The 22,667-nt window shown below is 65.9% G+C and carries 19 protein-coding genes; 10 read left to right on the top strand and 9 right to left on the bottom strand.

Annotation, left to right across the window (positions count from 1 at the left end; genetic code table 11):
* Positions 1-65: 65 nt before the first annotated feature.
* Positions 66-977 (bottom strand): LysR family transcriptional regulator, encoded by a 912-nt coding sequence (locus AC0KWY_RS15715; protein WP_474026429.1) that lies wholly within the window; start codon positions 975-977, stop codon positions 66-68.
* Between the two features lie 120 nt (positions 978-1,097).
* Between AC0KWY_RS15715 and AC0KWY_RS15710 the strand changes: the two genes are divergently transcribed.
* Genes AC0KWY_RS15710 through AC0KWY_RS15695 form a run of 4 tightly spaced genes read left to right on the top strand, consistent with a single transcriptional unit; the run spans position 1,098 to position 3,674 of the window.
* A complete protein-coding gene (locus AC0KWY_RS15710) occupies positions 1,098-1,766 on the top strand; it encodes a tellurite resistance TerB family protein (protein ID WP_474026428.1) in 669 nt (222 codons plus the stop codon).
* Between the two features lie 30 nt (positions 1,767-1,796).
* Positions 1,797-2,771 carry a TerC family protein gene (locus AC0KWY_RS15705; protein ID WP_474026427.1) on the top strand — a complete coding sequence of 325 codons (975 nt, stop codon included), beginning with the start codon at positions 1,797-1,799 and terminating at the stop codon, positions 2,769-2,771.
* Positions 2,772-2,778: 7 nt separating this feature from the next.
* A complete protein-coding gene (locus tag AC0KWY_RS15700; protein WP_474026426.1) occupies positions 2,779-3,306 on the top strand; it encodes a phosphatase PAP2 family protein in 528 nt (175 codons plus the stop codon).
* Positions 3,288-3,674, top strand: coding sequence for a diacylglycerol kinase (locus AC0KWY_RS15695; protein WP_474026425.1), 387 nt, complete (start codon positions 3,288-3,290; stop codon positions 3,672-3,674). Before AC0KWY_RS15700 ends, AC0KWY_RS15695 begins: the two co-directional genes overlap by 19 nt.
* 10 nt (positions 3,675-3,684) lie before the next feature.
* On the opposite strand, the gene AC0KWY_RS15690 is transcribed toward AC0KWY_RS15695, so the two are convergent.
* The 4 genes from AC0KWY_RS15690 to AC0KWY_RS15675 form a co-directional block, all read right to left on the bottom strand.
* Entirely contained in the window at positions 3,685-4,359 is a 675-nt protein-coding gene (locus tag AC0KWY_RS15690; RefSeq protein ID WP_474026424.1) for a hypothetical protein, read from the bottom strand.
* Between the two features lie 101 nt (positions 4,360-4,460).
* On the bottom strand, positions 4,461-5,822 hold the full coding sequence (locus AC0KWY_RS15685; RefSeq protein WP_474026423.1) for a tetratricopeptide repeat protein: 1,362 nt from the start codon (positions 5,820-5,822) through the stop codon (positions 4,461-4,463).
* A 119-nt stretch (positions 5,823-5,941) separates the two neighbouring features.
* Positions 5,942-7,069, bottom strand: a complete 1,128-nt coding sequence (locus tag AC0KWY_RS15680) for a polysaccharide deacetylase family protein (protein ID WP_474026422.1) — start codon at positions 7,067-7,069, stop codon at positions 5,942-5,944.
* Positions 7,070-7,127: 58 nt separating this feature from the next.
* Positions 7,128-8,315 carry a YfaP family protein gene (locus AC0KWY_RS15675; RefSeq protein ID WP_474026421.1) on the bottom strand — a complete coding sequence of 396 codons (1,188 nt, stop codon included), beginning with the start codon at positions 8,313-8,315 and terminating at the stop codon, positions 7,128-7,130.
* A 298-nt stretch (positions 8,316-8,613) separates the two neighbouring features.
* Between AC0KWY_RS15675 and AC0KWY_RS15670 the strand changes: the two genes are divergently transcribed.
* Both AC0KWY_RS15670 and AC0KWY_RS15665 read left to right on the top strand, forming a co-directional pair.
* The gene (locus tag AC0KWY_RS15670) at positions 8,614-9,162 is read left to right on the top strand and encodes a hypothetical protein (protein ID WP_474026420.1); all 549 of its coding nucleotides are present in this window, start codon (positions 8,614-8,616) and stop codon (positions 9,160-9,162) included.
* Between the two features lie 16 nt (positions 9,163-9,178).
* Positions 9,179-9,526 carry an STY0301 family protein gene (locus AC0KWY_RS15665; protein ID WP_474026419.1) on the top strand — a complete coding sequence of 116 codons (348 nt, stop codon included), beginning with the start codon at positions 9,179-9,181 and terminating at the stop codon, positions 9,524-9,526.
* Between the two features lie 89 nt (positions 9,527-9,615).
* On the opposite strand, the gene AC0KWY_RS15660 is transcribed toward AC0KWY_RS15665, so the two are convergent.
* From AC0KWY_RS15660 to AC0KWY_RS15650, 3 genes are all read right to left on the bottom strand, one after another.
* Positions 9,616-11,280, bottom strand: a complete 1,665-nt coding sequence (locus AC0KWY_RS15660; RefSeq protein WP_474026418.1) for a J domain-containing protein — start codon at positions 11,278-11,280, stop codon at positions 9,616-9,618.
* A 17-nt stretch (positions 11,281-11,297) separates the two neighbouring features.
* Positions 11,298-13,019, bottom strand: a complete 1,722-nt coding sequence (locus AC0KWY_RS15655) for a molecular chaperone HscC (protein ID WP_474026417.1) — start codon at positions 13,017-13,019, stop codon at positions 11,298-11,300.
* A gap of 184 nt (positions 13,020-13,203) precedes the next feature.
* Complete coding sequence (locus tag AC0KWY_RS15650) at positions 13,204-13,896, bottom strand: helix-turn-helix transcriptional regulator (RefSeq protein ID WP_474026416.1); 693 nt, start codon at positions 13,894-13,896, stop codon at positions 13,204-13,206.
* A gap of 149 nt (positions 13,897-14,045) precedes the next feature.
* Here AC0KWY_RS15650 and AC0KWY_RS15645 point away from each other — a divergent pair, with 149 nt between their 5' ends.
* Positions 14,046-14,414: a VOC family protein gene (locus tag AC0KWY_RS15645; RefSeq protein ID WP_474026415.1), complete on the top strand. Its 369-nt coding sequence runs from the start codon at positions 14,046-14,048 to the stop codon at positions 14,412-14,414.
* 117 nt (positions 14,415-14,531) lie between these two features.
* Here the strand turns inward: AC0KWY_RS15645 and icmF are convergent, their stop codons facing one another.
* Positions 14,532-17,795, bottom strand: coding sequence for a fused isobutyryl-CoA mutase/GTPase IcmF (gene icmF / locus AC0KWY_RS15640; protein ID WP_474026414.1), 3,264 nt, complete (start codon positions 17,793-17,795; stop codon positions 14,532-14,534).
* Between the two features lie 195 nt (positions 17,796-17,990).
* Between icmF and AC0KWY_RS15635 the strand changes: the two genes are divergently transcribed.
* The 3 genes from AC0KWY_RS15635 (at position 17,991) to AC0KWY_RS15625 (ending at position 22,622) form a co-directional block, all read left to right on the top strand.
* On the top strand, positions 17,991-19,019 hold the full coding sequence (locus AC0KWY_RS15635) for an AraC family transcriptional regulator (RefSeq protein ID WP_474026413.1): 1,029 nt from the start codon (positions 17,991-17,993) through the stop codon (positions 19,017-19,019).
* A gap of 74 nt (positions 19,020-19,093) precedes the next feature.
* Entirely contained in the window at positions 19,094-19,939 is an 846-nt protein-coding gene (locus tag AC0KWY_RS15630) for a phosphate/phosphite/phosphonate ABC transporter substrate-binding protein (protein WP_474026412.1), read from the top strand.
* 4 nt (positions 19,940-19,943) lie between these two features.
* A complete protein-coding gene (locus tag AC0KWY_RS15625; RefSeq protein ID WP_474026411.1) occupies positions 19,944-22,622 on the top strand; it encodes a response regulator in 2,679 nt (892 codons plus the stop codon).
* The last annotated feature ends 45 nt before the right edge of the window (positions 22,623-22,667 follow it).

Genomic DNA, 22,667 nt, shown 5'->3' with positions numbered 1-22,667 from the left:
CCCCAACACCCTGGCCAACCGCCATTTCTTGCCCGAGAAATTCATCGCCGCTGAGCGCGGGCGACTCAGCCCGCCCCGCCACCGATGAATCCGCCACCCGCCTCGAGCACCGTCACCACGGCCGGATGCTGCAGGCGGCGCTGGGTGGCGATGGCGTACCAGCTTTCGCTGACGCCCGACAGCTCGCCGATGGGCAGCGCGCCGAACTGGACGTGGATGTCTTCCTGCAGGGCGAGCGGCGCCGGAAAGATGCCGAGGCCGGCGCGACCGAAGGTCTTGAGCAGGGCGCTGTCGGAAAACTCGCCGATCACCTGCGGCACGATGTCGTGGGCTTCCAGCCAGGCATCGATGCCGGCCCGCAGCGGGTCGCCGCGTACCGGCAGCAGCAGCGGCGCGCCGTGCAGGCTGGCGGGGAAGGCGGCGCCGTAGGCCACCTGCAGTTGTGGCGAGGCGTAGAAGGCGACGGCCAGGTTACCGAGCAGTTTCGACTGCAGGCGCAAATTGGCGCGTTGCGGCGCCGAGCGGTCGGCAAGCACGAGGTCGAGCCGATTGACTGCAAGTTCGCCGAGCAGGTGGTCGAATTCGCCTTCGCTGCATTCGAGGCGGAGCTGCGGATGCGCGCGCAGGACGCCTTCGAGCACGCGAAAAGCGATCAGCTTGGGCACCGCGTCGGTGATGCCGACGGCAAGGCGGATGCGGCCCGCCGACGGCTCGGCCAGCGCGTCGCGCAGGCGGTCGCCGAGCTGGAAGATCTGGTCGGCATGGGCGAGCGCGGTCCGCCCCGCCTCGGTCAGGGTCAGCGAACGGCCGCGCGGCGCGAGCAGGGCCTGGCCGAGCTGACGTTCAAGCTGGCCGAGCTGGGTGCTGATCGCCTGCACCGACAGGCCGAGACGCTCGGCGGCGCGAGTGATGCTGCCTTCCTTGGCGACTGCCCAGAAGTAGAGCAGATGACGGAAGTTGAGATCGTCGGGCTTCATACGTTTCCATAAAACGGAAGTTGGAACACCAGTATTATCCATTCATTGGAAATCGATGAGGCCGTAAATTGCGTCCATGTGCCGCGGACTTCCCGCAGCCGATACCCAGAGGAGCCCCCCATGATCACCGTCGAAGATTGCAACGCCTTTTGCGATGCCCCGCTCGGCCAGGTCGAGGAAGTCGCCCGCCGCGAGGGACTGCCCCCGGTGCTGGCTTTTGCCCGCGCCCAGACGCAGGGAGGTTTCGCTGCCCCACGCCATGCAATGATGCCGTTCGAACGAAAGGAAACGATGATGATGACGATGCAGGCCCGTGCCATGTTCCCGCAGCCCAGCGAACCCCGCCACCCGCTGCGCGCCTACCCGATCAACAGTGCGTCGGCGAAGGCGCGCCTGGTGGTCCTCGCCCTGCTCGCCGACGGCCGGCTCGACGAATGCGAGCTGGAAGTGCTCAACCGGCGCGGCAGCTTCGCCGCGCTGGGCATCAACCGCGAAGGCTTCGTCCAGGTCCTGCACGAGTTCTGCGCCGACGTCTCGCGGCTGGCCGGCGGTGCCGCCGACTGGCGTGTCTCGCCCGACCTGCTCTCCGGTCTGTTCGCCGAAGTGACCGAAGTTGAGGCCCGCTACGCGGTGCTCCGGCTTATCATCTCGGTAATCAGCAGCGACGGCCACCTGGCGCGGGGCGAGGAACGCCTGTTCCTCGGCGCGCTCGACGCCTGGGGTAACGGTCTGGCCGGCAACGCGGCGCAAGCGCGCAGCACTGCGCGCAACGCCATCCACATCAGCTGAACGAGTTAAATCCGAAGAACGGGAGGGATCATGGAAACCATCGGCAATGTCTGGTTATGGACGGCTTTCGGCAGCACCGTGCTGGTGATGCTGGCCATCGACCTGTTTCTGGTCGGCGGCGGCAAGCAGCACCGCGTCAGCATCCGCGAGGCCGCCACCTGGTCGGTGATCTGGGTTTCCGTGTCCTTCCTGTTCGCCGCCGGCCTGTGGTGGTATCTGGACGGCGCCGCCGGCCGCGAGCTGGCCAACCAGAAAACACTGGAGTTCGTCACCGGCTACCTGATCGAGAAATCGCTGGCGGTCGATAACGTCTTCGTCTGGCTGATGCTCTTCGCCTTCTTCGGCATCCCCCTGGAGCTGCAGAAACGGGTGCTGATCTACGGCGTGCTCGGCGCCATCCTGATGCGTACCGGGATGATCTTCGCCGGCGCCTGGCTGATCGCCCAGTTCCACTGGATTCTCTACCTGTTCGGCGCCTTCCTGCTGGTCACCGGCATCAAGATGTGGTGGTTCGCCAACGAACAGCCGGACCTCGCCAACAACCCGCTGCTCAAGTGGCTGCGCGGCCACATGAAGATCACCGACGGCCTGCACGGCGAACGCTTCTTCGTCCACCAGGACGGCATCCGCTACGCCACGCCGCTGTTCCTGGCGCTGGTGCTGGTCGAAATTTCCGACCTCATCTTCGCCGTCGATTCGATCCCGGCCATCTTCGCCATCACCGGCGACCCCTTCATCGTCCTGACCTCGAACATCTTCGCCATCCTCGGCCTGCGCGCCATGTACTTCCTACTCGCCGACATGGCCGGCCGCTTCTCGCTGCTCAAGTACGGCCTGGCGGCGGTGCTCGTCTTCATCGGCGTCAAGATGCTGCTGATCGACCTCTACAAGATCCCGATCGGCTTCTCGCTGGCCGTTGTCGCGACCTTCATCGGCATCTCGATCGCCCTCTCGCTGCACAAGGAGAAGCTGCTCGCCCGCCAGGGCACCGACCGCGAGGGGTGAGCGGGCGATGGACGGCGCCTGGCTCTCGCTGATGCACGCCTGGCAGCACCCGCTGCTGACCAGCGCCATGAGCGCCGTCACCTGGCTCGGTTCGCTGGCCGTGCTGCTGCCGCTGGCCGCCGGCCTCGCCTGGTACGGCCCGGGGGACGGGCGGCAGCGCCTCTTCCTGCCGCTCGCCGTGCTCGGCGCGGCCGGGGTGGCGCAGATACTGAAGTGGCTGATCGATCGCGAGCGCCCCGACCTCTTCCCGGCGCTGGCGGCAATGCCGGCCGACGCCAGCTTCCCGAGCGGCCATGCGATGCAGGTCACCGCCTTCGTCGCCGCCTGGCTGCTGTGGCGGGAGCGGGCGCAGCAGGCTGGGCCGCTGGCGATCGGGATAGCGCTGGTCGGCTTGGTCGCCGTCTCGCGGACCTACCTGCAGGTGCATTTCCTGAGCGATATCCTGGCCGGGATCATCTTCGGCCTTCTGTGGAGCAGCCTGTTCCACCGGCTGCCTTTCTGGCGTTGGAGCGAACGATGCGGCACAAATTCCTAGGGATCGGCGAACCCGGCTATCACCCGCTGCGCAAGATCGCCACCGTCGTTTCCGGCCTGCGCTACGCGGTGCTCTACGACTGGTCGGTGGCCTACAAGCTCGCGCTGTCGGTCGTCGTCCTCGCCGGCGCCTTCGCCTTGCGCGCCTGGCTGGATTTCCTGCTGATCCTGGTGGTGACCGCCTTCGTGCTCGTCGCCGAAATCGTCAACAGCGCGATCGAAGCCCTCTGCGACTTCGTCGAGGAAAGACACAACGAGAAGATCAAGGTGATCAAGGACATCGCCGCGGCCGCGGTGGGCATCGCCATCCTGACCTGGATGATCGTCATCGGCGTGGAAATCGGCCGCTACCTCGGCGCGGGCGGCTGAGCCGCCGCTCCTATTTCCCCGGCCCGCCGGCGCACGCCGCCTGGCAGCTTTCATAGGCGCCCTGGCAGGACGGGCAATCGGCGCCGGCGCAGCCGCGTTTCTGGCATGTCCACAGACGATCGCCGCAGGCACGCACGCAATCGTTCCAGCCCGCCTGCTGCGCCGTCGGCGCGGCGCGCGGAATGGCCAGCACGTTGCCGCGTCGCGACGAACAGTGGCCGAGATCGAAATCGCGCGGCGGACCGCCTAGCAGCGACCATTCCTCGGGGCTGAACGAAAGCTCCGCCTGGACGGCAGGCAACTCCCGGCGCGTCACCGCGCCGCTGGCGAGCAGCGCATCCACCGCCTTGCAGTCGGCAAGCCGAGCGCGCTCCGCCGCCTGGGCGGCCCCCGTGTCGGCCAGGCCGACACGGGCGCATTCCTGCGTGTAGAGGAAGAAACGAGCGCCCTGGCTCAAGCGGGGGAGCAGGTCGGGGTTGTAGCGCAGGCTGCTCGCACCCGCCGCGCCCGTCGCCCGCACCAGCACCGGCAGTTGCGGGTCGGCGACGGCCTTGAGCAGCCGGCCGCGGGCGTCGACGCAACTTTCGAAGAGCGCGGCGTCGCCGGTTCCGGCGGTCGCCAGTTGCCACGACACACACCAGACCGCAACGCCGGCCAGCCATTTGCCCCAATCAAGGATACGCATCGCACCACCTCCCGGTCTTCATGACCGACACACCTTAACCGAAAGCCGGCCGCCGGGATAGCACGCCCCGAAAACCCCGCCCGGACCGCCCCGCCGCCAAGTCACAGGCGGATTGCCAGGGGCTGCTTGCCGCGCCGTCCGGGCAGCGCGGTGTGGATCAGCCGGCGGGCCGTCTTGTCCCAGACGGGCGCGACGCCGGTGTAGGGATGGTGCAGGCCGGCAGCGGCGCGGGCAATCGCCTCGTCATCGTTGCTCTGGCTGCGCAGCAGTTCGAACTGCAAGGCCACCATGGCATGCAAAGCCAGCAAGTCGTCGCGGCGCAGGAAGTAGCTCCCGTAATCGGCCGCCCCGACGCGGACCAGGATATGGCCGACCGGGTTGCGCAGCGCATAGCTGTCCGCAGTTGCCTTTTCCAGGTCGCGCCGGGCATCGGCGATCGCCCGCCGGTAGTCCTCCCCGGCCAGGGCATCGGCGGCGAGCCACGCGCGGTTCAGCTGGAAATACTCGTTGGCGCTCGCTCCGGGCAGATACAGGCGCTGCCCCAGCGTACCGGCCAGCCAGCGCGGGAGCGGGCTTTCGCTGCTGGCGGCAGCGAACAGCTTCCTCTCGCCCAGGCTCAGGAACATGCGTACACCGCCCCGTAGTTCGGTCAGGATGGCCCGCTGCAGGCTCGTCGCATCGCCGGGCAGCGGCGCCAGCAAGCCGGCGATGCGCGCTTCCCGCTGCCGCGCCGCCGCCGGCGCGTGCAGCATGTACTGATTCAGCAACTGCAGATCGCTGTGCAGATTCGCCAGCGCCAGCAGTTTCTCGATCAGCGTCGACGCTCCCTGCGCCTGCCGGCGGTGGAAGGCCATGGCGCGCTCCAGCAGATCGAGCGCCTCGTCGTGCCGCCCTTCGCTGACGGCGAGGGCGAAGCGGGTCGCGCCGAGCAGCCGGTAATGCTGCGGCTGTCGCGGCAACGCTGAAGTGAACGAGAAATCCGGCCGCCAGGGCTCCTGATACGCCGGCATGGCGAGCGCGACATCGCCGCGCGCCAAGGTAAGGCGCCCCTTCTCGAGCACGGCCCGGGCGTCGGCCGGCCATTTGGCGACCGCCGCCAGACAGGATTCGATCTCGCGGCAGCCGAAATCCTCGACCCGCAAGCTGTCCTTGCGCACTTCAGCATCGATCGCCAGCGCCTGCGTTTCACCGAAGGGCGCCCGATCGGCGCGCAACGCCTCCTGGAACCAGCGATAGCCCCAGGCATGGGGCGACTCTTTCTCCGCCCCCGGCACCCCGATCCAGGCAAAGTAGCCGTTCTCCGCCGCCGCTATCTGCGGTGGCTCGGCGGCCAGCAAAGCAGCCAGCGTCGGATCGAGGGGCTCGTCGTGCAGGTTGGCGAACACCAGGAAGGTCAACGCGGCGACCGGCAGCAAAAGCAGGATTGCCAGGACGATGACGGCGATTTTCAGGATTCTTTTCATCGGAGACTCGGATTCGAGAGAGCGTTCCGGTCGCCCCGGCGCCCCGGAGCAACGCATATGTCATTACCCGGATGCTGACACGCCAGCCGTGGCCTGGCAATCGCGCCGACGCGTCGGTTTTAATAGTTTCGACAGTCTTCCCAGTGCAAACCGGCGTCCCGCGTCTGTGCGACGATCCAGGGGATGGCCGCGGCGGCCTTGCCATGGCTGTCGTGGAACAGGATCACGCCGCGTCGCCAGAGCAGCATCAGGGTCAGCACGCGCTCGCCGGCCTGACGCGCGTCGAGGCTGGCGTTCCAGTCCTGCGCATCGATGTTCCAGAGCGCCACGGAAAGCCCGTTTTCGACGAAGAAGGGGCCGCTGTCGGCGCGCCGCTGACCATAAGGCGGCCGGAAATGCGGACGGTAGGCCGCCCCCAGCGCCTCCTGAACAAGATGTTGCGTGTCCAGGATCGACGCCTGCCAGCGCGGCGACTTCTGGTGACTCTCGTGCGCCCAGCCGTGCAAGGCCACGCACTGGCCGGCGTACAGCGTCTCTACCACCGGCCTGCCGTCTTTCTGCAGACGTTTCTGCAAGCGCTCGCCCAGGACGAAGAACATGCCGTGGATGCCCTGTTGCGCCAGCACCGGCAGCAACGCATCGGTCGTTCCGCCGGCGGCGGTCGGGCCGTCGTCGAAGGTCCACAGGAAGTGGCCGTCAGGCAGCTCCAGCCCGCTCCGCTCATGGGCGCCGAAGCTGTCGATCTCGCTCGACACCTTGGGAAAGAGCGCGGCCAGCCGCAGCAACTCGCCGGCATAGCGGCGATGAAAGGCATCGGCGCCGGCAAACCAGGGACGGTAGCGCGCCGGCAGTTGCGACGCGAGCTGGCGGCCCCGCTCGACCAGGGCGGCAGGGCTGTCCACCGGCGCACAGAAGGCCTCGTCGGGCGCGCAACTCTGCCGGGCGAGCCGGTAATTCTCGTACAGACGAGTCAGCACGCGATCGTGCAGACGCTTGACCGATCCCCGATCGACCGACTTGATGCCGAGCGTCGCCTTCAGTGTCTCGTCATCCCGAGCGGCCAACTCGCTCAAGGCATTGACGAAGACCAGCGCTTCGGCGCGCGAAGCGCGGTTGTAGTCGGCCACCGTGGCCACCCCGTCCGGCCACAGTGCCCGCTCGGCGCGGGCAATCGACGCCGGACCGGCCGCCTGCACCGGCAGGATGGACAGGCAGAGCAGCAGGCCGATCGCGAATTCACGTTTCATTTTCGATTCCCCTTCAAAGCAGCTGCGGGAGGGGCCGGCGGCTGCCGGCCCGCAGTTCTCACTTCACCAGCCTGCCGACGCGATCGATCGCCTTGTCGTACACCGGGTTGGCCTTCTCCCGACGGGCCGCCTGATACTGCTGCAGGGCATCGGCGTACTGACCGGCCGCCTCGTAAAGGCGGGCGATGTTGTAATGGGCGCCGGCCCGCACCGTGGCAGCGGTCGGTCCGCTGGCCAGGGCGATCGCCTTGCGGTTGGCCCAGATCGCTTCGGCGGTGTGACCGGCCTTGCCATGCGCCAGCCCCAGGTTGCCGTAGGCCTGACCGAAGTTCGAATCGATGTCGATCGCCTGCCGGTAAAGATCGATGGCCTGCGCCAGATCGCCGGCGTGATACGCCTGTTCGCCGGCCTTGTTGAGCGCCCTGGCGTTGTCGGCATTGGCGGCGCTCACCTGAACCGCCGCAACTTCGGTCGATGCCTTCAGGTAATTGTTGACGCTGCCGAGGACGCTCGCCGCGCTGACCAAGGTGCCGCGCATGGTGTTGATATCCTGAAACTCGCCATCGGCGGTGATCCGGAACACCGTCCACAGGTTGCCCGGTTGATTGGGCACATAGTAGCTACGGACCAGCGACTGACCGACATAGACCAGGACCTTGGCCTGACTCCTGGCGAGGGCGTCGGCAGCCGGGCTGTGCATGTTGGTGAAATCATGGACAGCGTAAACATACGTTTCGCCAACGCGCTTCCGGTTGATGGTGATGGTCTCCGGCCCGAAAGCATTGACGTCATCGACATCCAGATTGCCCTCGGCGCCGAGCTTCTTTTCCCAGTAGATGTGATTGCCGGGAAAGGCGAGGTGCGAATCCAGATCGGCGGGTTGCGCCCCCCAGTTCAGGACAATGCGCAAACCATCGAGACTGGTCATCACCGGACTCAGGGCGTAGGTCATCCCGGCGCACGGACACTTGGCCACCAAGTTGGAGTAGCCCGGCTTCTTGATGATGATCAGGCTGTCTTCGTGATCGGCGAATTCCGTGCCGAGCGCCGCCATCCCCTGCGCATCGCTCGTCGCTGTGGCACTCCTGGCACCGTTCTTCTGCACGATGACGGTGGCGCCTGCCAGCCGCTGGTCCTTCACCACCGCGCTCAAGACCTGCACATTCACCTCGCCGGCGAAAGCCGTCGCCGCCCCCAGCGACAAACCCAGCGCCGCCAGCCCGCGCAACATGCCCTTCTCTTTCATGATGTTTCTCCTCGCATTTCGATCTTCACCCCGGAAAAAACTGCTGTTGCGCCGATGTCGGGAAGATCGTCGCGATCACTGGCGGCATGCTTCGCATCGTGCCGCGCCATGCCGGGAGGAAGCCAGGCCGGCGGCGGGCGACTTTCCGCCGGCGCGTGAACAGATACTCACGGCCCCCGGCAAAACCTGCTGCGCCGCGCAATTCTATTGTCATCCGCCATGCGCCCGGTATAAATTCCAGCTCCGCGCAACAACGGCGATCGACATCACCCGCCGCAGCGCCACCTGGAACCCCCGCATGCCGAGAACACTCTGCCTCGTCGCCGCCCTGCTGCTCGCCCCGCTCGCCCACGCCAGACCGGCGCCGCCAGCGCCCGATCCGGCGGCCTATCCCGCCACCGTCGCCTTCCACGGCAAGCCTGCCGAACCGGTGCTGAACAGCCGCCAGGCCAGACGGTTTCGTACCGTGATCCGCGAAGGCGCAAAAGACGGACCGAACTTCGCCGGCCACTACACCGTGGTGAGCTGGGGCTGCGGTCTCGGTTCATTCAGCTTTGCCGTCGTCGACGCCATCAGCGGGCGCGTTTACCTGCCGCCGCTGGCCTGCCTGACCCTGGCGGGAGGCTATCACGCCCCCCTGCCCGGCTTCGCCGAGGCCGACAACCCCGGCTACCGACTGGACAGTCGGCTGATCGTCGTCAGCGGCATCGAAGACCGCCCCGAACTCGGCCCGGAGGACCGCCAGACAATCGTCTATGTCTTCGAACGCGGTCGCTTCCGCAAACTCTACAGCGCGCCGGCACTGCTACCGGGCACCGGACGCCGGATCGAGACGCTTCAACCCTGAGCATCGGAAAACCGCCATGTCGCTGCAACGCCTACGTCCTTTCCTGCTGCCACTGCTCCTGCTGGCCAGCAGCACCGCCTTTGCCGCCCCGTTCAAGGTCTGCCCGGCCAGCGGCAAGGTGCGGCTGATCTACATCTGCGTCGGCGACCCCAAGGATCTCGTCTATCTCGCGCCGGACGACGACTCTGGCAACTACAGCCTGGGTTACTTTTACGACCATGGCCAGTTCATCACCATTCGCTGCGAATACACCGATGGCAGCGTGCGCGACATCGAACTCAGGGAACGCGTCGAAATCTGCCGCGCAGCCGACAGCAAACGCCACGGGCTGCAATTGATCTGCGAAGGGGCGACGACAAAATAGGCGGCAGGCCGACCAAAGCAAAGCCGCCGCCGGCAGTTCGTACCCGACGGAGCTAAGCGCTGCCGTCGGCCTTCACCGCCTGCTTCGGTTCAGTCCTTGGCCTTGAACTGCACGCCCTTGGGATTCAGCATGTATTTGCCAGGAGAGGGATCCGCCGACCAGAAGGGCTCGATCGGTTTGAAATCCTGAGCGCTGACGTGTCTGCCGTTCGCCTCGGACCCGCTGGAAGATGACGTCGGCACGCCGGAAACCGGCGCATCGGGCAGCGGCGCCTTCGGCTGGAGGCTTTTCAGGGAAGGCGACGGTTCGCGCGAGATGGCCTCGATGGCAGCCAGATTCCTGGCCAATTCGTGACTCGTCGCCTCCTGAATGGCAGCATCCCCTTGCAAGGGATAGGGCCACAGGCCGGCGTTGACGCAGTTGATCAGTTGTCGCTCGAAAGCGGGAGGGAAACGGATTTGCGCCAGTGGCGTACCGATCATGAACACCTTCGTCAAACGGCCGATTTCGGTACATTTCTCCCGGTTCGGCTTGCCCGTCACCAACACCTTTAGCTGCGCCTTGCCGGGAGGCTGTTCGCTACGTTCCGGCATCAGCGGATCGCTCGCCGTGAATTTGGCGGCGACCGCGGGGAGAGACGTTGCGCCCGGCGCATAGGCCCGGTAGCCGCCTCCGATGCCGTTCGCCTGTTGCTGCAGAACGCTGGACATGGCTGATGTCGAAACCGGTGGCGGCGGCGAGTTATCGGCCACCATGGCAGAGAGCATGCGCACCATGACAAGCACGAGAAAAACGGTGCTCCAGCGCCAGTTGATCCCATGCCCGGCTGAAGCATAGGCAAAAGTGCTGGTTTCCCTGACCACTTTCTTGCGCTGAAACGAGAAACGGCGTTTCCACGCCGGCACCTCTTTATCCAGTTCCCGCCAACGCTGCAGGTTCTCCATGCTGGCGATCATTGGCAACCAGACGGGGAATCGGGCAATCAACCATTCGAACTGCGGCATCTTGGCGATCAATTCGCCATCGCTGGGCGGCGCCGGATCGCGCAGGCGCGCGATCAGATCGCGCTGGAGCTTGCGCTCGCCTTCGGCTTGCTGGTCGAACACCGCCCGCTCGGTGATGGCGCGGTTCAGGGCATTGCCCACCCAGCCGAAACGCGCCAGACGCCGCGGGTCGTCCTGCCAGCAAAAGACCCGGGAGGCGGCAACCAGCAGCGCCTCGTGGCCGGGCCGCCAGCCGGCTGCCAGGACCTCGGCGACGAACCACTCGAAGATATCGCGGGCGGCAATCGACAGGAGACGTGGATCGTCGAGGCAGCGCAGCAGCTTCTCCCGGTGCACCTTGTCCGACGACCAGCCGCTCGCGCTGGACATTGCGGCGAGTTCCGCCATCAACTCCTCAAACACCGCCCGCGCTTCGACCTCCGGTGGAACGGCGGCCAAGTCGGCCGGCGGAAGCGTCTGTGGCATCGCCTCCGGCGCCGCTTCGGACAACGGGGGCTGCGGAGAAGATTCGGCGTCGGCCACGCTTGCCGGCGCGGGATCAAGCTGCTCGGCTGGTGGCGCCGCGTTCTGTTGCTGCTGCCAGCGACTCCATTGCAAGGCCACCTCGTAAGCCTCGCGCAAGGCCTGGAAAGCGGCGGCATCCTTCTCCTGATCGATCAGTTTGAGTTGGCGCGCATAAGCCCGACGAATGGCGCGCTCGTCGGCGGAATCGTCGACACCCAGGTAGTCGAGGAAAGCCAGTTGCGTCATGGTTTCGATCCCGACATTCAGGGCTGGTTGGCCGGCGGGTTGATGAAGGTATCGCGTTCGACGGCGTCGAGAAGTTCCTCGAAGCTCTTCCGGTTCGCCGCAATCGAGCGGCCATCCTGGGCGGCCAGGATCTTTTCGAATTTCAGGATCTGCATCGCGAACCACTCGCGCTGTTCACCGCGCAACTGCTGGTAGAGACGTTCCGCACGCGCCAGGAGCGTCCGGTGCTCGAGGCGGTCGCGCGGATGTATCTTCAACTCGGCCAGCGCACTCAGGCGATCGGCGATTTCCTCCTCGCTCAGCAAGCCCGGATTGCCCTCGATGACCAGGGAGAAACGCTCACCGGTTTTCAGGACAGTCGCCTCGACCTGCAGCAAGCCGTTGACGTCGTAGGTGAAGCGGACGTCGATACCGCATTCCTCGATCTTGCCGGCGGGCAGCGGAATTTTCAGCGTGCCCAGGTGAATGTTGTCCTTGACCATCCGCGCCTCGCCCTGAAACACCTCCAGGTTCAGCAAGCGTTGCCCTTCGCGGGCCGGAAAGTATTGTTTCACCCGACTGATCGGAACCGCGCAGTTCCGCTCGATCACCGGGTCGAAGTGGCCATCCGAGTACTGGTTCTCGCCGATCTGGATCGACAGGGCGATACCCAGCGAATACGGCGTCACGTCGGTCATCACGACTTCGCTGAGGGCGGCGTCCTTCATCTTCAAGCCGGCCTGAACAGCGGCCCCCAACGCGACGACCTCGTCCGGATTGATCTCGCTGGCGGGAAAGCGCCCGAACATGCGGGCCACCAGGCGGCGCACCACCGGCATGCGCGTCGCCCCGCCGGCGAGGACGATGTTGTCGAGTTCGTTGCTGCGCAGGTTGGCATCGCGCAAAGCCCTTTCCACCGGCGTCCGCAGGCGGCCGAGCAAGGGGGCGCAAAGCCGTTCGAGCAAGGGCTCGTCGAGCGGCAGTGAATGGTCCTGACCGTCATGGTGCACGCGTACCGTGGCCTTTGCGGATTCGCTGAGCTGGCGCTTGGCGATTTCGACCTGCGCCGCCAGACGCTGCATGAACTCCCGGTTCTGTTTCAATTTGGCCGACAGTTTGTTGTGCTCGAAGAAGTGATCGACCAGGCAGCTGACGAAATCCTCGCCGCCCAGCCAGTTGTCGCCAGCCGAAGCGCGCACCTCCATGACGCCCTCGAAGAGATCGAGCACCGAAACGTCGAAGGTGCCGCCGCCGAGATCGAATACCAGGAAACGCGACTCGCCGTCCCGGTTGTGGATGCCGTAGGCCAGCGCCGCGCCGGTCGGCTCGTTGAGCAGGCGCTCGACGCGCAGGCCCGCCAGTTCGCCGGCGACACGGGTCGCCTTGCGCTGGGCGTCGGAAAAATAGGCGGGCACGGTGATGATCGCCTCGCTGACTGGCTGGCCGAGATCGGCCTCGGCGTCCTCGCGCAGCGAGCGCAGGACCAGCGCCGACAACTCCTCCGCCCGGAAATCGCGCTTGCCAAGCCGGATCTGCTTGTTGCTCCCCATGTGGCGCTTGAAGGCGCTCGCCGTCAGTTCCGGGTGGGTCTGCAGGCGCTCGCGGGCGGCACGACCGACCAGAATCGTCCCGTCCTCGTCGAGACTGACACAGGATGGCGTCAGTACCTCGCCGAGGCTGTTCTTTATCAGGCGCGGCCCGTTTCCTTCCCAGACCGCGATCAGGCTGTTGGTCGTACCCAGATCAATGCCAACTATCATTAACCGCCCCCACGCATGAAATCGGGATAATGCTACCGTGAGTGGCGCGCCCCCGTCCATGACGGGACGATACTTTGGCGAGTGGCGTCGGCAAGGCGCCTTCAGCGACGCCAGCGCTGCCGGCGGCAAGCAGCACAGGCGGCGGCAAGCAACCCGGAAGGACAGCGCTCGCCTTGTCGGAGCGCTACTTCGCCGCTTCCCTGGCGTTCTGCAGATACGTCTCCCACAGGTGCCCGTAGCGATCGTCGAAGCTTTCTACGAGCAGCTCGGCGGCGCCGATCCGGTTGACGCGGAAGGTGCGGAAGCTGTCGCGCAGTTCGCACCAGGCGCCGAGGGTCCAGCAGTGCCCCCAGAAGACGAGGCCGAGCGGCCAGAGCGTGCGGGCGGAGGTTTCGCCGTCGCCACGCCGGTAGGCAACGCGGACTTTGCGGCCGGTTTCCATCCCACTGCGCAAGACCGCCATCGGTTCGCGCAGCGCCGCCGGCAACAGGCAATCGAGGGCGAGAAAGCGGCGGCTGCTGGCTTCCAGTTTTTCTTCCAGATGGCGCGGCAATACCGCGTCGATACGCGCCAGCGCCTGTTCCGCCGCCTTGCCCAGCGCGCTGTCGCCCCAGGCGCGGACCAGCTTGGCGCCAATCGCCAGCGCTTCCAGTTCGTCGCCGGTAAACATCAACGGCGGTACCTGGTAGCCCCGGCGCAGGCGGTAGCCGACGCCGGCTTCGCCGTCGATCGGGGCGCCGGTCTTCACCAGGTCGGCGATATCGCGATAGATCGTGCGCTCGGACACTTCCAGCGCCTGGGCCAGGGCGGCGGCGGTGACGACGCGACCGTGGCGCAGCAGCAGGATGATCTGGAAGAGGCGATCGGCGGGGCGCATGGGGCTAGTCCGGAACGGGGGAATTTCAGGATAGCACGCGCTTTTTCCCGGCCAGGCCAAGCCTCCTGACACCCTGTTGTCAGGAGCCCGATTCGAGAATGGCGACCAGCAACGACAGCCCGTCGCTGCATTTCAGCGGAGAAAACCTCATGCAAACCCCCATCGCCTGGTTCGAAATCCCCACGACCGATCTGGAACGCGCCATCGCCTTCTACGAGAACGTCTTCGCCATCACCCTTCGCCGCGAGAACTGCGGCGGCGGCGAGATGGCCATCTTCCCCTACGAATGCCCGGCGCCCGGCGGCGCGCTGGTGGCCATGCCGCAATTGCAGCCGCGCGACAACGGCAGCCTGATCTACCTCAACGGCGGCGACGACCTCGCCGTACCGCTCGCGCGCGCGGTTGCGGCGGGCGCCAAGGTCATCATGGCGAAGACCGACCTCGGCAACAACGTCGGCCATATCGCCCTGTTCGCCGACAGCGAAGGCAATACGGTCGGCCTGTACTCGCCGGGCTGAGGCAAACGGCGTGGCAAGGAACAACAAAATTGAAACGGCGAGGTACATCGCCTCGCCGTGTTATTACTCCTCCGCCCTGTTCGGGTCCGGAATGCTGTTCCCCTTCCGGGGTCTCGCTTACATGCTGCGGCGGTACTGTCCACCGACTTCATAGAGCGCCGAGCTGATCTGGCCGAGCGAGCAGCAGCGCACGGCGTCCATCAGCACGGCGAAGACGTTGCCATCCTCGATCACCGTCTGCTTGAGCTTCGCCAGCATGGCCGGGGCGGTCACCGCGTTGCGCGCCTGAAAATCGCGCAGGCGGCTGATCTGCGACTGCTTTTCTTCCTCGGTCGAGCGCGCCAGTTCGATTTCCTGCTGCGCCATGCCCTTCGGATTCAGGAAGGTGTTCACGCCGATGATCGGGTAGGAGCCGTCGTGCTTCTTGTGCTCGTAATACATCGACTCTTCCTGGATCTTGCCGCGCTGGTAGCCGGTTTCCATGGCGCCGAGCACGCCGCCGCGGCTGGCGATGGCTTCGAATTCCTTGAGCACGGCTTCCTCAACCAGGTCGGTCAGTTCGTCGATGACGAAGGCACCCTGGTTCGGGTTTTCGTTCTTGGCGACGCCCCATTCGCGGTTGATGATGAGCTGGATGGCCATGGCGCGCCGCACCGACTCTTCCGTCGGCGTCGTGATCGCTTCGTCGTAGGCATTGGTGTGCAGCGAGTTGCAGTTGTCGTAGATGGCGATCAGCGCCTGCAGCGTGGTGCGGATGTCGTTGAAGTCCATTTCCTGCGCGTGCAGCGAACGGCCCGAAGTCTGGATGTGGTACTTGAGCTTCTGGCTGCGTTCGTTGGCGCCGTACTTGTTCTTCATGGCGACCGCCCAGATGCGGCGGGCGACGCGGCCGATCACCGAGTATTCCGGGTCCATGCCGTTGCTGAAGAAGAAGGACAGGTTGGGCGCGAAATCGTCGATCTTCATGCCACGGGCGAGGTAGGACTCGACGTAGGTGAAGCCGTTCGACAGCGTGAAGGCGAGCTGGCTGATCGGGTTGGCGCCGGCTTCGGCAATGTGATAGCCGGAGATCGACACCGAGTAGAAGTTCTGCACCTGGTTATGGACGAAGAATTCCTGGATGTCGCCCATCATCTTCAGCGCGAATTCGGTGCTGAAGATGCAGGTGTTCTGGCCCTGGTCTTCCTTGAGAATGTCGGCCTGCACCGTGCCGCGCACGGTTGACAGCGTCCATTCGCGGATTTTCTCGGCTTCGTCTTCGGTGGGCTGGCGACCGTTCTGCTGCTCGAACTTGACCATCTGCTGATCGATGGCGGTGTTGAAGAAACAGGCCAGGATGATCGGCGCCGGGCCGTTGATGGTCATCGACACCGAAGTGCTCGGGGCGAGCAGGTCGAAGCCGTCGTAAAGCACCTTGAGATCATCCAAGGTAGCGATCGAGACGCCGGAATTGCCGATCTTGCCGTAGATATCCGGGCGCTCGTCCGGGTCGCAGCCGTACAGGGTCACCGAGTCGAAGGCGGTGGACAGGCGATGCGCCGGCATGCCTTCGGAGACGCGCTTGAAGCGGCGGTTGGTGCGGAAGGCATCGCCCTCGCCAGCGAACATGCGGGTCGGGTCTTCACCCTCGCGCTTGAAGGCGAAGACGCCGGCGGTGTAGGGGAAGGAACCGGGGACGTTTTCCTTCATCAGGAAACGCAGGATCTCGCCGTCGTCGGTGTATTTCGGCAGGATCACCTTGCGGATCTTGGTGCCGGACAGCGATTCCGAGGTCAGCCGGGTGCGGATTTCCTTGTCGCGGATCTTCACCACGTATTCGTCGCCGGAATAGGCCTCGACGGTCTGCGGCCACATGTCGAGCAGCTTCTTCGCCTTCGGGTCCTGCTGGCTGTCCTTGAACGCCTGCAGTTCGTCGAAATCGGCCAGCGGCTTCTCGCAACCGGCGAAAATCTGCTTCGAGATGCGCAGCGACTGGCGTTCGCGGGCAATCGTCACCTGGTCGTCCACATGCTTGTGGTAGCCGCGCACGCTATCGGCGATCTCGGCCAGGTAGCGGATGCGGGCGGTCGGCACGATGGCGCGGCTGGCCGAGGACTGGCGGACGGTGACCAGCGGCAGCTTGCCGGACTTCAGTTGCAGCCCCTTTTCGCTGAGCGCCGGGACCAGCGCCTGGTAGAGCGCGGTGACGCCGTCGTCGTTGAAGCGGGCGGCCATGGTGCCGAACACCGGCATGTTCTCGGTCGGCGTCGTGAACAGTTCGCGGTTGCGCTGGTACTGCTTGCGCACGTCGCGCAGCGCGTCCTCGGCGCCCTTGCGGTCGAACTTGTTGATCGCCACGAAATCGGCGAAGTCGAGCATGTCGATCTTCTCCAGTTGCGAAGCGGCGCCGAACTCCGGCGTCATCACGTACATCGAGACATCGACGAAGGGCACGATGGCGGCATCGCCCTGGCCGATGCCGGAGGTTTCGACGACGACCAGGTCGAAACCGGCGAGCTTGCAGGCGGCGATCACTTCGGGCAGCGCGGCGGAGATTTCCGAGCCGGTGTCGCGGGTGGCCAGCGAGCGCATGAAGATGTTCGGGTGCTCGATCGCGTTCATCCGGATGCGGTCGCCGAGCAGAGCGCCGCCGGTGCGCTTGCGCGAGGGGTCGATCGAGATCAGGCCGATCTTGACGCTGTCCTCCTGGTCGAGCCGGAAGCGGCGCACCAGTTCGTCGGTCAGCGACGACTTGCCGGCGCCGCCGGTGCCGGTGATGCCGAGCACCGGAATGCTCGTCTCGGCCGCCGCCTTGAGCAGCGGCTCCTTGAGCGCCGGCGCGGCACCGTTCTCGAGCAGGGTGATGACGCGGGCGAGCAGGCGGCGGTCACCGGCGCGCAGGCCTTCGAGCACCTTGTCGGCCTTCGGGATGCCTTCGCCGGCGAGGTCGTAGTCGGACTGTTCGACGACCTCGTTGATCATCCCCTGCAGCCCCATGTGCACGCCGTCTTCCGGCGCGTAGATGCGGGTGACGCCGTAGGCGTGCAGTTCGCGGATTTCCGCCGGCACAATGACGCCGCCACCGCCGCCGAAGACCTTGATGTTCTCGCCGCCGTTGGCCTTGAGCAAGTCGATCATGTACTTGAAGAATTCGACATGGCCGCCCTGGTAGGAGGTAATGCAGATGCCCTGGGCATCTTCCTGCAGCGCGGCGTTGACGATTTCCTGCACGGAACGGTTGTGGCCGAGGTGGATGACCTCGGCACCGGTCGATTGCAGGATGCGGCGCATGATGTTGATCGACGCATCGTGACCATCGAACAGCGAGGCGGCGGTGACGAAACGGACCTTGTTCTTGGGCTTGTAGGGAACGAGTTTCTTGGCGACGGAAAGATCGGTCATGACATCGGCCTCGCGAAATTGACGGGAAGGCGCTCATGTTAGGCCGCTTTACGGCCCCCGCCATTGCCGGCCCTGACGACAATCATGCAAATTCCGCCAAGGTGATATGCTGGCGCCGTCCACCGCCGGAACGCAGCCCGATTGCTGCGCCGCACCATGAGCCAACGCGAAACCAAACGCCAAACCACTGTCGCAATGGGATTTGTCACCGGGATGCTGGCCGGGCTCGCCCGCCGCAACATCGACCCGGCGCCGCTGCTGCATGCCGCCGGCGTCGATCTTGCAGACCCCGCCAGGCGGATTCCGGTCGAACGCTACGCCGCGCTGTACAACCTGCTCAACCGCGAACTCGACGATGAAGGCTTCGCGCTGTTCGCCCAACCGATGCGCGTCGGCAGCTTCGAATTCCTCTGCCGCGGCTGCCTGACGGCGGCGACGCTGGCCGAGGCGCTGCAGCGCGCCAGCCGCTTCCTGCATCTGGTGCTGCCCGACCTGGCGGTCAGCGTCCGCCGCTGCCAGGGACGCGCCGACCTGGTGATCGCCGAAACCCGCCACCTCGCCGCCGACCCCGACGACCCCGGCCGCATCTTCGCCTTCGAATGGCTGCTGCGCCTGCTGCACGGCCTGTCGTGCTGGCTCGCCGGGCGCGGTATCGGCCTCGACAGCGTCCTCTTCCCGTACCGCAAGCCGGCACATTGCGCCGACTACGCGCTGATCTTCACCGAGGATTCGCATTTCGCGCCGACCCTGCCCGGCGGCAAGGGCGTGCTGCTCGCCAGCTTCAACGCCAACCTGCTCGAACTGCCGCTGCGCCGCGACGAAGCGGCGCTGACCGCCTTCCTCGACGGCGCGCCGGGCAAGATCACGACCCTCTACCGGCGCGACCGGGCGATGGTGATCCGCGTCCGCGACCTGCTGCGCGCCGCCCTGCCCGCCCCGTTGAGCCTGGACGAAGTGGCGGAGCGCCTGCACCTGTCGCCGCGGACGGTACACCGCCGGCTGGAAGAGGAAGGGTCGAGCTTTCGCGGCATCAAGGACGCGCTGCGCCGCGACATGGCGCTGGCCCGCCTGGTCAAGACCCGCGATCCGGTCGCCCTGATCGCCGCCGACCTCGGCTATACCGACACCTCGGCCTTCTATCGCGCCTGCGTCGAATGGACCGGCATGGCGCCGGCATATTACCGCCGGCATTGGGCGCAAACCCAGGACAGAGCGCGGGAATAGCGGTTGCCGAGTGCTCCCCGCAGGAGGAAAATCAAGGCTGTCTTCAGTGTCCGGTCAATGAAGGGAACCTCGACATGCCTGCCCAGATTCGTTCTTCCGGCATCCTGCGGATGGTCGTGGCGCTGTTCCTCGGTTTCTGGCTATCCGTCGCCGGCGCCCAGCAGGCACCGCTCAAACTCGGCATCATGCCCTTCAACAGCCCGCTGGCGCTGATCCGCACCCACCAGCCGCTGACCGAACACCTGGAACGCGAACTCGGCCGCAAGGTCGTCGTCCTCACCTCGCCCGACTACTTCACCCACGTCAACCAGTTGCTCGCCGGCGACTTCGACCTCGCCATCACCGGCCCGCATTTCGGCGCCATGGCCTCGCAGCGCGGCATGTCGCTGCTCTTCCGCTACTCTGCCGACCTGCAGCCGATCTTCGTCGTCCGTGACGATTCGCCCATCCACCAGGCAAAACATTTCGCCGGCAAAACGCTGGCCTTGTCGAGCCGGCTGTCGATCTCCTCGATCGGCGGCGTGGACTGGCTGCGCCAGCAGGGCTTGCGCCCGAATGTCGACTTCCGCGTCGTCGAGTACAGCTCGCACGGCGCCGCCATCGCCGCCGTCGCCGCCGGCGCCGCCGATGCCGCGGTGACGACCTACACGCCGCTGCGCCAGATTCCGGCCGACCTGCGCCAGCAGGTCCGCCTGCTGTCCAGCGAAATCCACATGCCGCACCTGATGACGCTGGCCCACGGGCGTCTCGGCGAACCCGGCATCGCACGGCTGCGCAAGGCCCTGCTCGACTTCCAGAAAACCCCGGCCGGCGAAGCCTTTTTCCGCGACACCGGTTACAGCGGCTATGCCGCCGTCACTCCCGACGACATCGAGAAGCTGCGCCCCTTCGTCGATCTGACCGTGCAGATGATGAGGTAGCACCTTGCCCCTGCCTGCCTTCACGCGCAGCCTGCGGTTCCGCCTGGTAATCAGCAGCCTGCTGATCGAACTCCTGGTACTGACGCTGCTGATCGGCAACGGGGTGCGGCTGATCGACCACCACCTCAGCGACCAGTCGCTGCGCCACCAGGCCGCCATCCAGCAGGCCTACAAGGTTGCCGTCGCGGTGCCGCTGGCGACCCGCGATTACGCGACGCTGCGCGACATCTTCGACGGCTGGCAGGAAAGCGAGGAAATCGTCTACCTCGCCCTGACCGACCCCGAGGGCCGCCGGCTGGCCAGCAGCCGCTGGCCGGAAAACCTGGCGCTGCCGCCCGCCGGCGCCGACCTGCAGGGCGCCGACATCGTCCACATCCGCTTCCCGATCGAAATCTACGGCCAGCATTACGGCGAACTGCAATACGGGCTGTCGCAGCAATTCATGATCGCCGCCCGCCAGGAACTGCTCACCCAGGGCGTACTGATCGCCCTCGCCGGCATCCTGCTGACAACGCTGAGCCTGATCGCCACCGGTTACTGGCTGACCCGTCACCTGAGAACGCTGGCCACCGCCAGCAGCCGGATCGCCGCCGGCGATTACCGGGCGCCGCTGCCGATCAGCGAAACCGGCGAGATCGGCGCCCTCAGCCACAATTTCGCCGTGATGGCGAACGCCGTCGAAACCCGGATCGAGGAACTGGCCGCCCACCTGAGCCGCCAGAAGTCGATCCTCGACGCCCTCGGCGAAGGCGTTTTCGGCATCGACGAACAACACCGCTGCATCTTCGTCAATCCGGCCGCCTGCGAACTCCTGCACTACCTGCCCGACGACCTGCTCGGCCAGGACACGCACCGCCTGTTCCACCACACCCGACCGGATGGGAGCTTCTTCCCGGAAGCGGAATGCCCGGTACACAAGACCGTCATCGACGGCTTGCGGCGCAGCGGCAACGACTGGTTCTGGCGTCGCGACGGCAGCGGCATCCCGGTCATGGTCACGGTCAACCCGCTGTGGCGCGACGGCCGGCACTGCGGCGCCATCGTCGCCTTCAGCGACATCACCGACCTGATCGGCGCCACCGCCGCGCTGCGCGAGAGCAACAGCCGCCTGACCCGCTTCATCGACGCCCTGCCCGACATCGTCGTCATCAAGGACGGCGAGAACCGCTGGCAGCAGATCAACCACGCCGCCGAGGAAGTCTTCGAGCTGAGCGACTACCCCTGGCAGGGCAGGACCAACCGGGAACTGGCCGAACTCCGCCCGACTTTCCGCAACTTCCACATGGCCGCTGCCGAAACCGACGAAGCCGCCTGGCGCGAAAGCGGTATCAGCCACAGCATCGAGTACCTGAATCCGGGCGATGCGCCGATCCGTATCTGCGAAGTGCGCAAGATCACCAGCCGCGCCGCCGACGGCACACCGCAGGCGCTGATGGTGATCGCCCGCGACATCACCGAGAAGCGGCGTACCGAGGCCGAACTGGAACACTACCGGCAGCACCTCGAGGAACTGGTCGAACAACGCACCGGCGAGCTGGCCGTCGCCAAGGAGGCAGCGGAAAGCGCCAACATCGCCAAGAGCGCCTTCCTGGCCAACATCAGCCACGAGATCCGCACCCCGCTCAACGCCATCACCGGCATGGCGCACCTGATCCGCCGCGGCGGCCTCAATCCGGAACAGGGCGAACGCCTGGACAAGCTGGAAGCCGCCGGCAACCACCTGCTCGACATCATCAACGCGGTACTCGACCTGTCGAAGATCGAAGCCGGCAAGCTGACGCTCGAGGAAATCCCGGTCAATATCGACAGCATCCTCAGCAACATCGTCTCGATGCTGCACAGTCGCGCCGAAGACCGCGGCGTCACGTTGATCGTCGAACCCGCCGCCCGCCTGCCCGGCTTGCTTGGCGACCCGACGCGCCTGCAGCAGGCCCTGCTCAATTACGCCGCCAACGCCATCAAGTTCACCGCCGAAGGCTGGGTCCGGCTCGCCGCCGAAACAGTGGACAGCGACGACGGCAGCGCGCTGATCCGGTTCACCGTCACCGACACCGGCGTCGGCATCGACGCCCAGGCGCAGTCCCGCCTGTTCTCGGCCTTCGAACAGGCCGACAACACGACCACCCGCAAGTTCGGCGGCACCGGGCTGGGGCTGGCGATCACCCGCAAGCTGGCCGAATCGATGGGCGGCGAAGTCGGCGTCATCAGCACGCCGGGCGAAGGCAGTTGCTTCTGGTTCACCGCCCGCCTGCGGCGCAACCTCGACGACAAACGCCTGGCGGAAACGGCCACTGCCGAGCGCCCGGCCGACAGCCTGGTCGGCCGGCGCGTGCTGCTCGCCGAGGACGAACCGGTCAATCGCGAAATCGCCCAGATGCTGCTCGATGAAATCGGCCTCGATTCGGCCTGCGCCGAGGACGGCTGCATCGCGCTGCAGATGGCCACGGCCCAGCAGTACGACCTGATCCTGATGGACATGCAGATGCCGAACATGGACGGTCTCGAAGCCACCCGCCGCATCCGCCAGCTCCCCGGCTACGCCAGCGTGCCGATCCTGGCCATGACGGCAAATGCCTTCGCCGAAGACAAGGCACGCTGTTTCGAAGCCGGCATGAACGATTTCATCGCCAAGCCGGCCCGTCCGGAAGACCTTTTCGCCAAGCTTCAGCAATGGCTGCGCTAGGCTGAAAAAAAGGCCGCCGGGTCAGCGGCGGCCTTGCTGAGATCG

It is taken from the genome of Azonexus sp. MM2026_4, from assembly GCF_055901855.1.
Note: the sequence above shows the minus strand (reverse complement) of the source record. Positions and strands in the feature narration are given on the sequence as shown.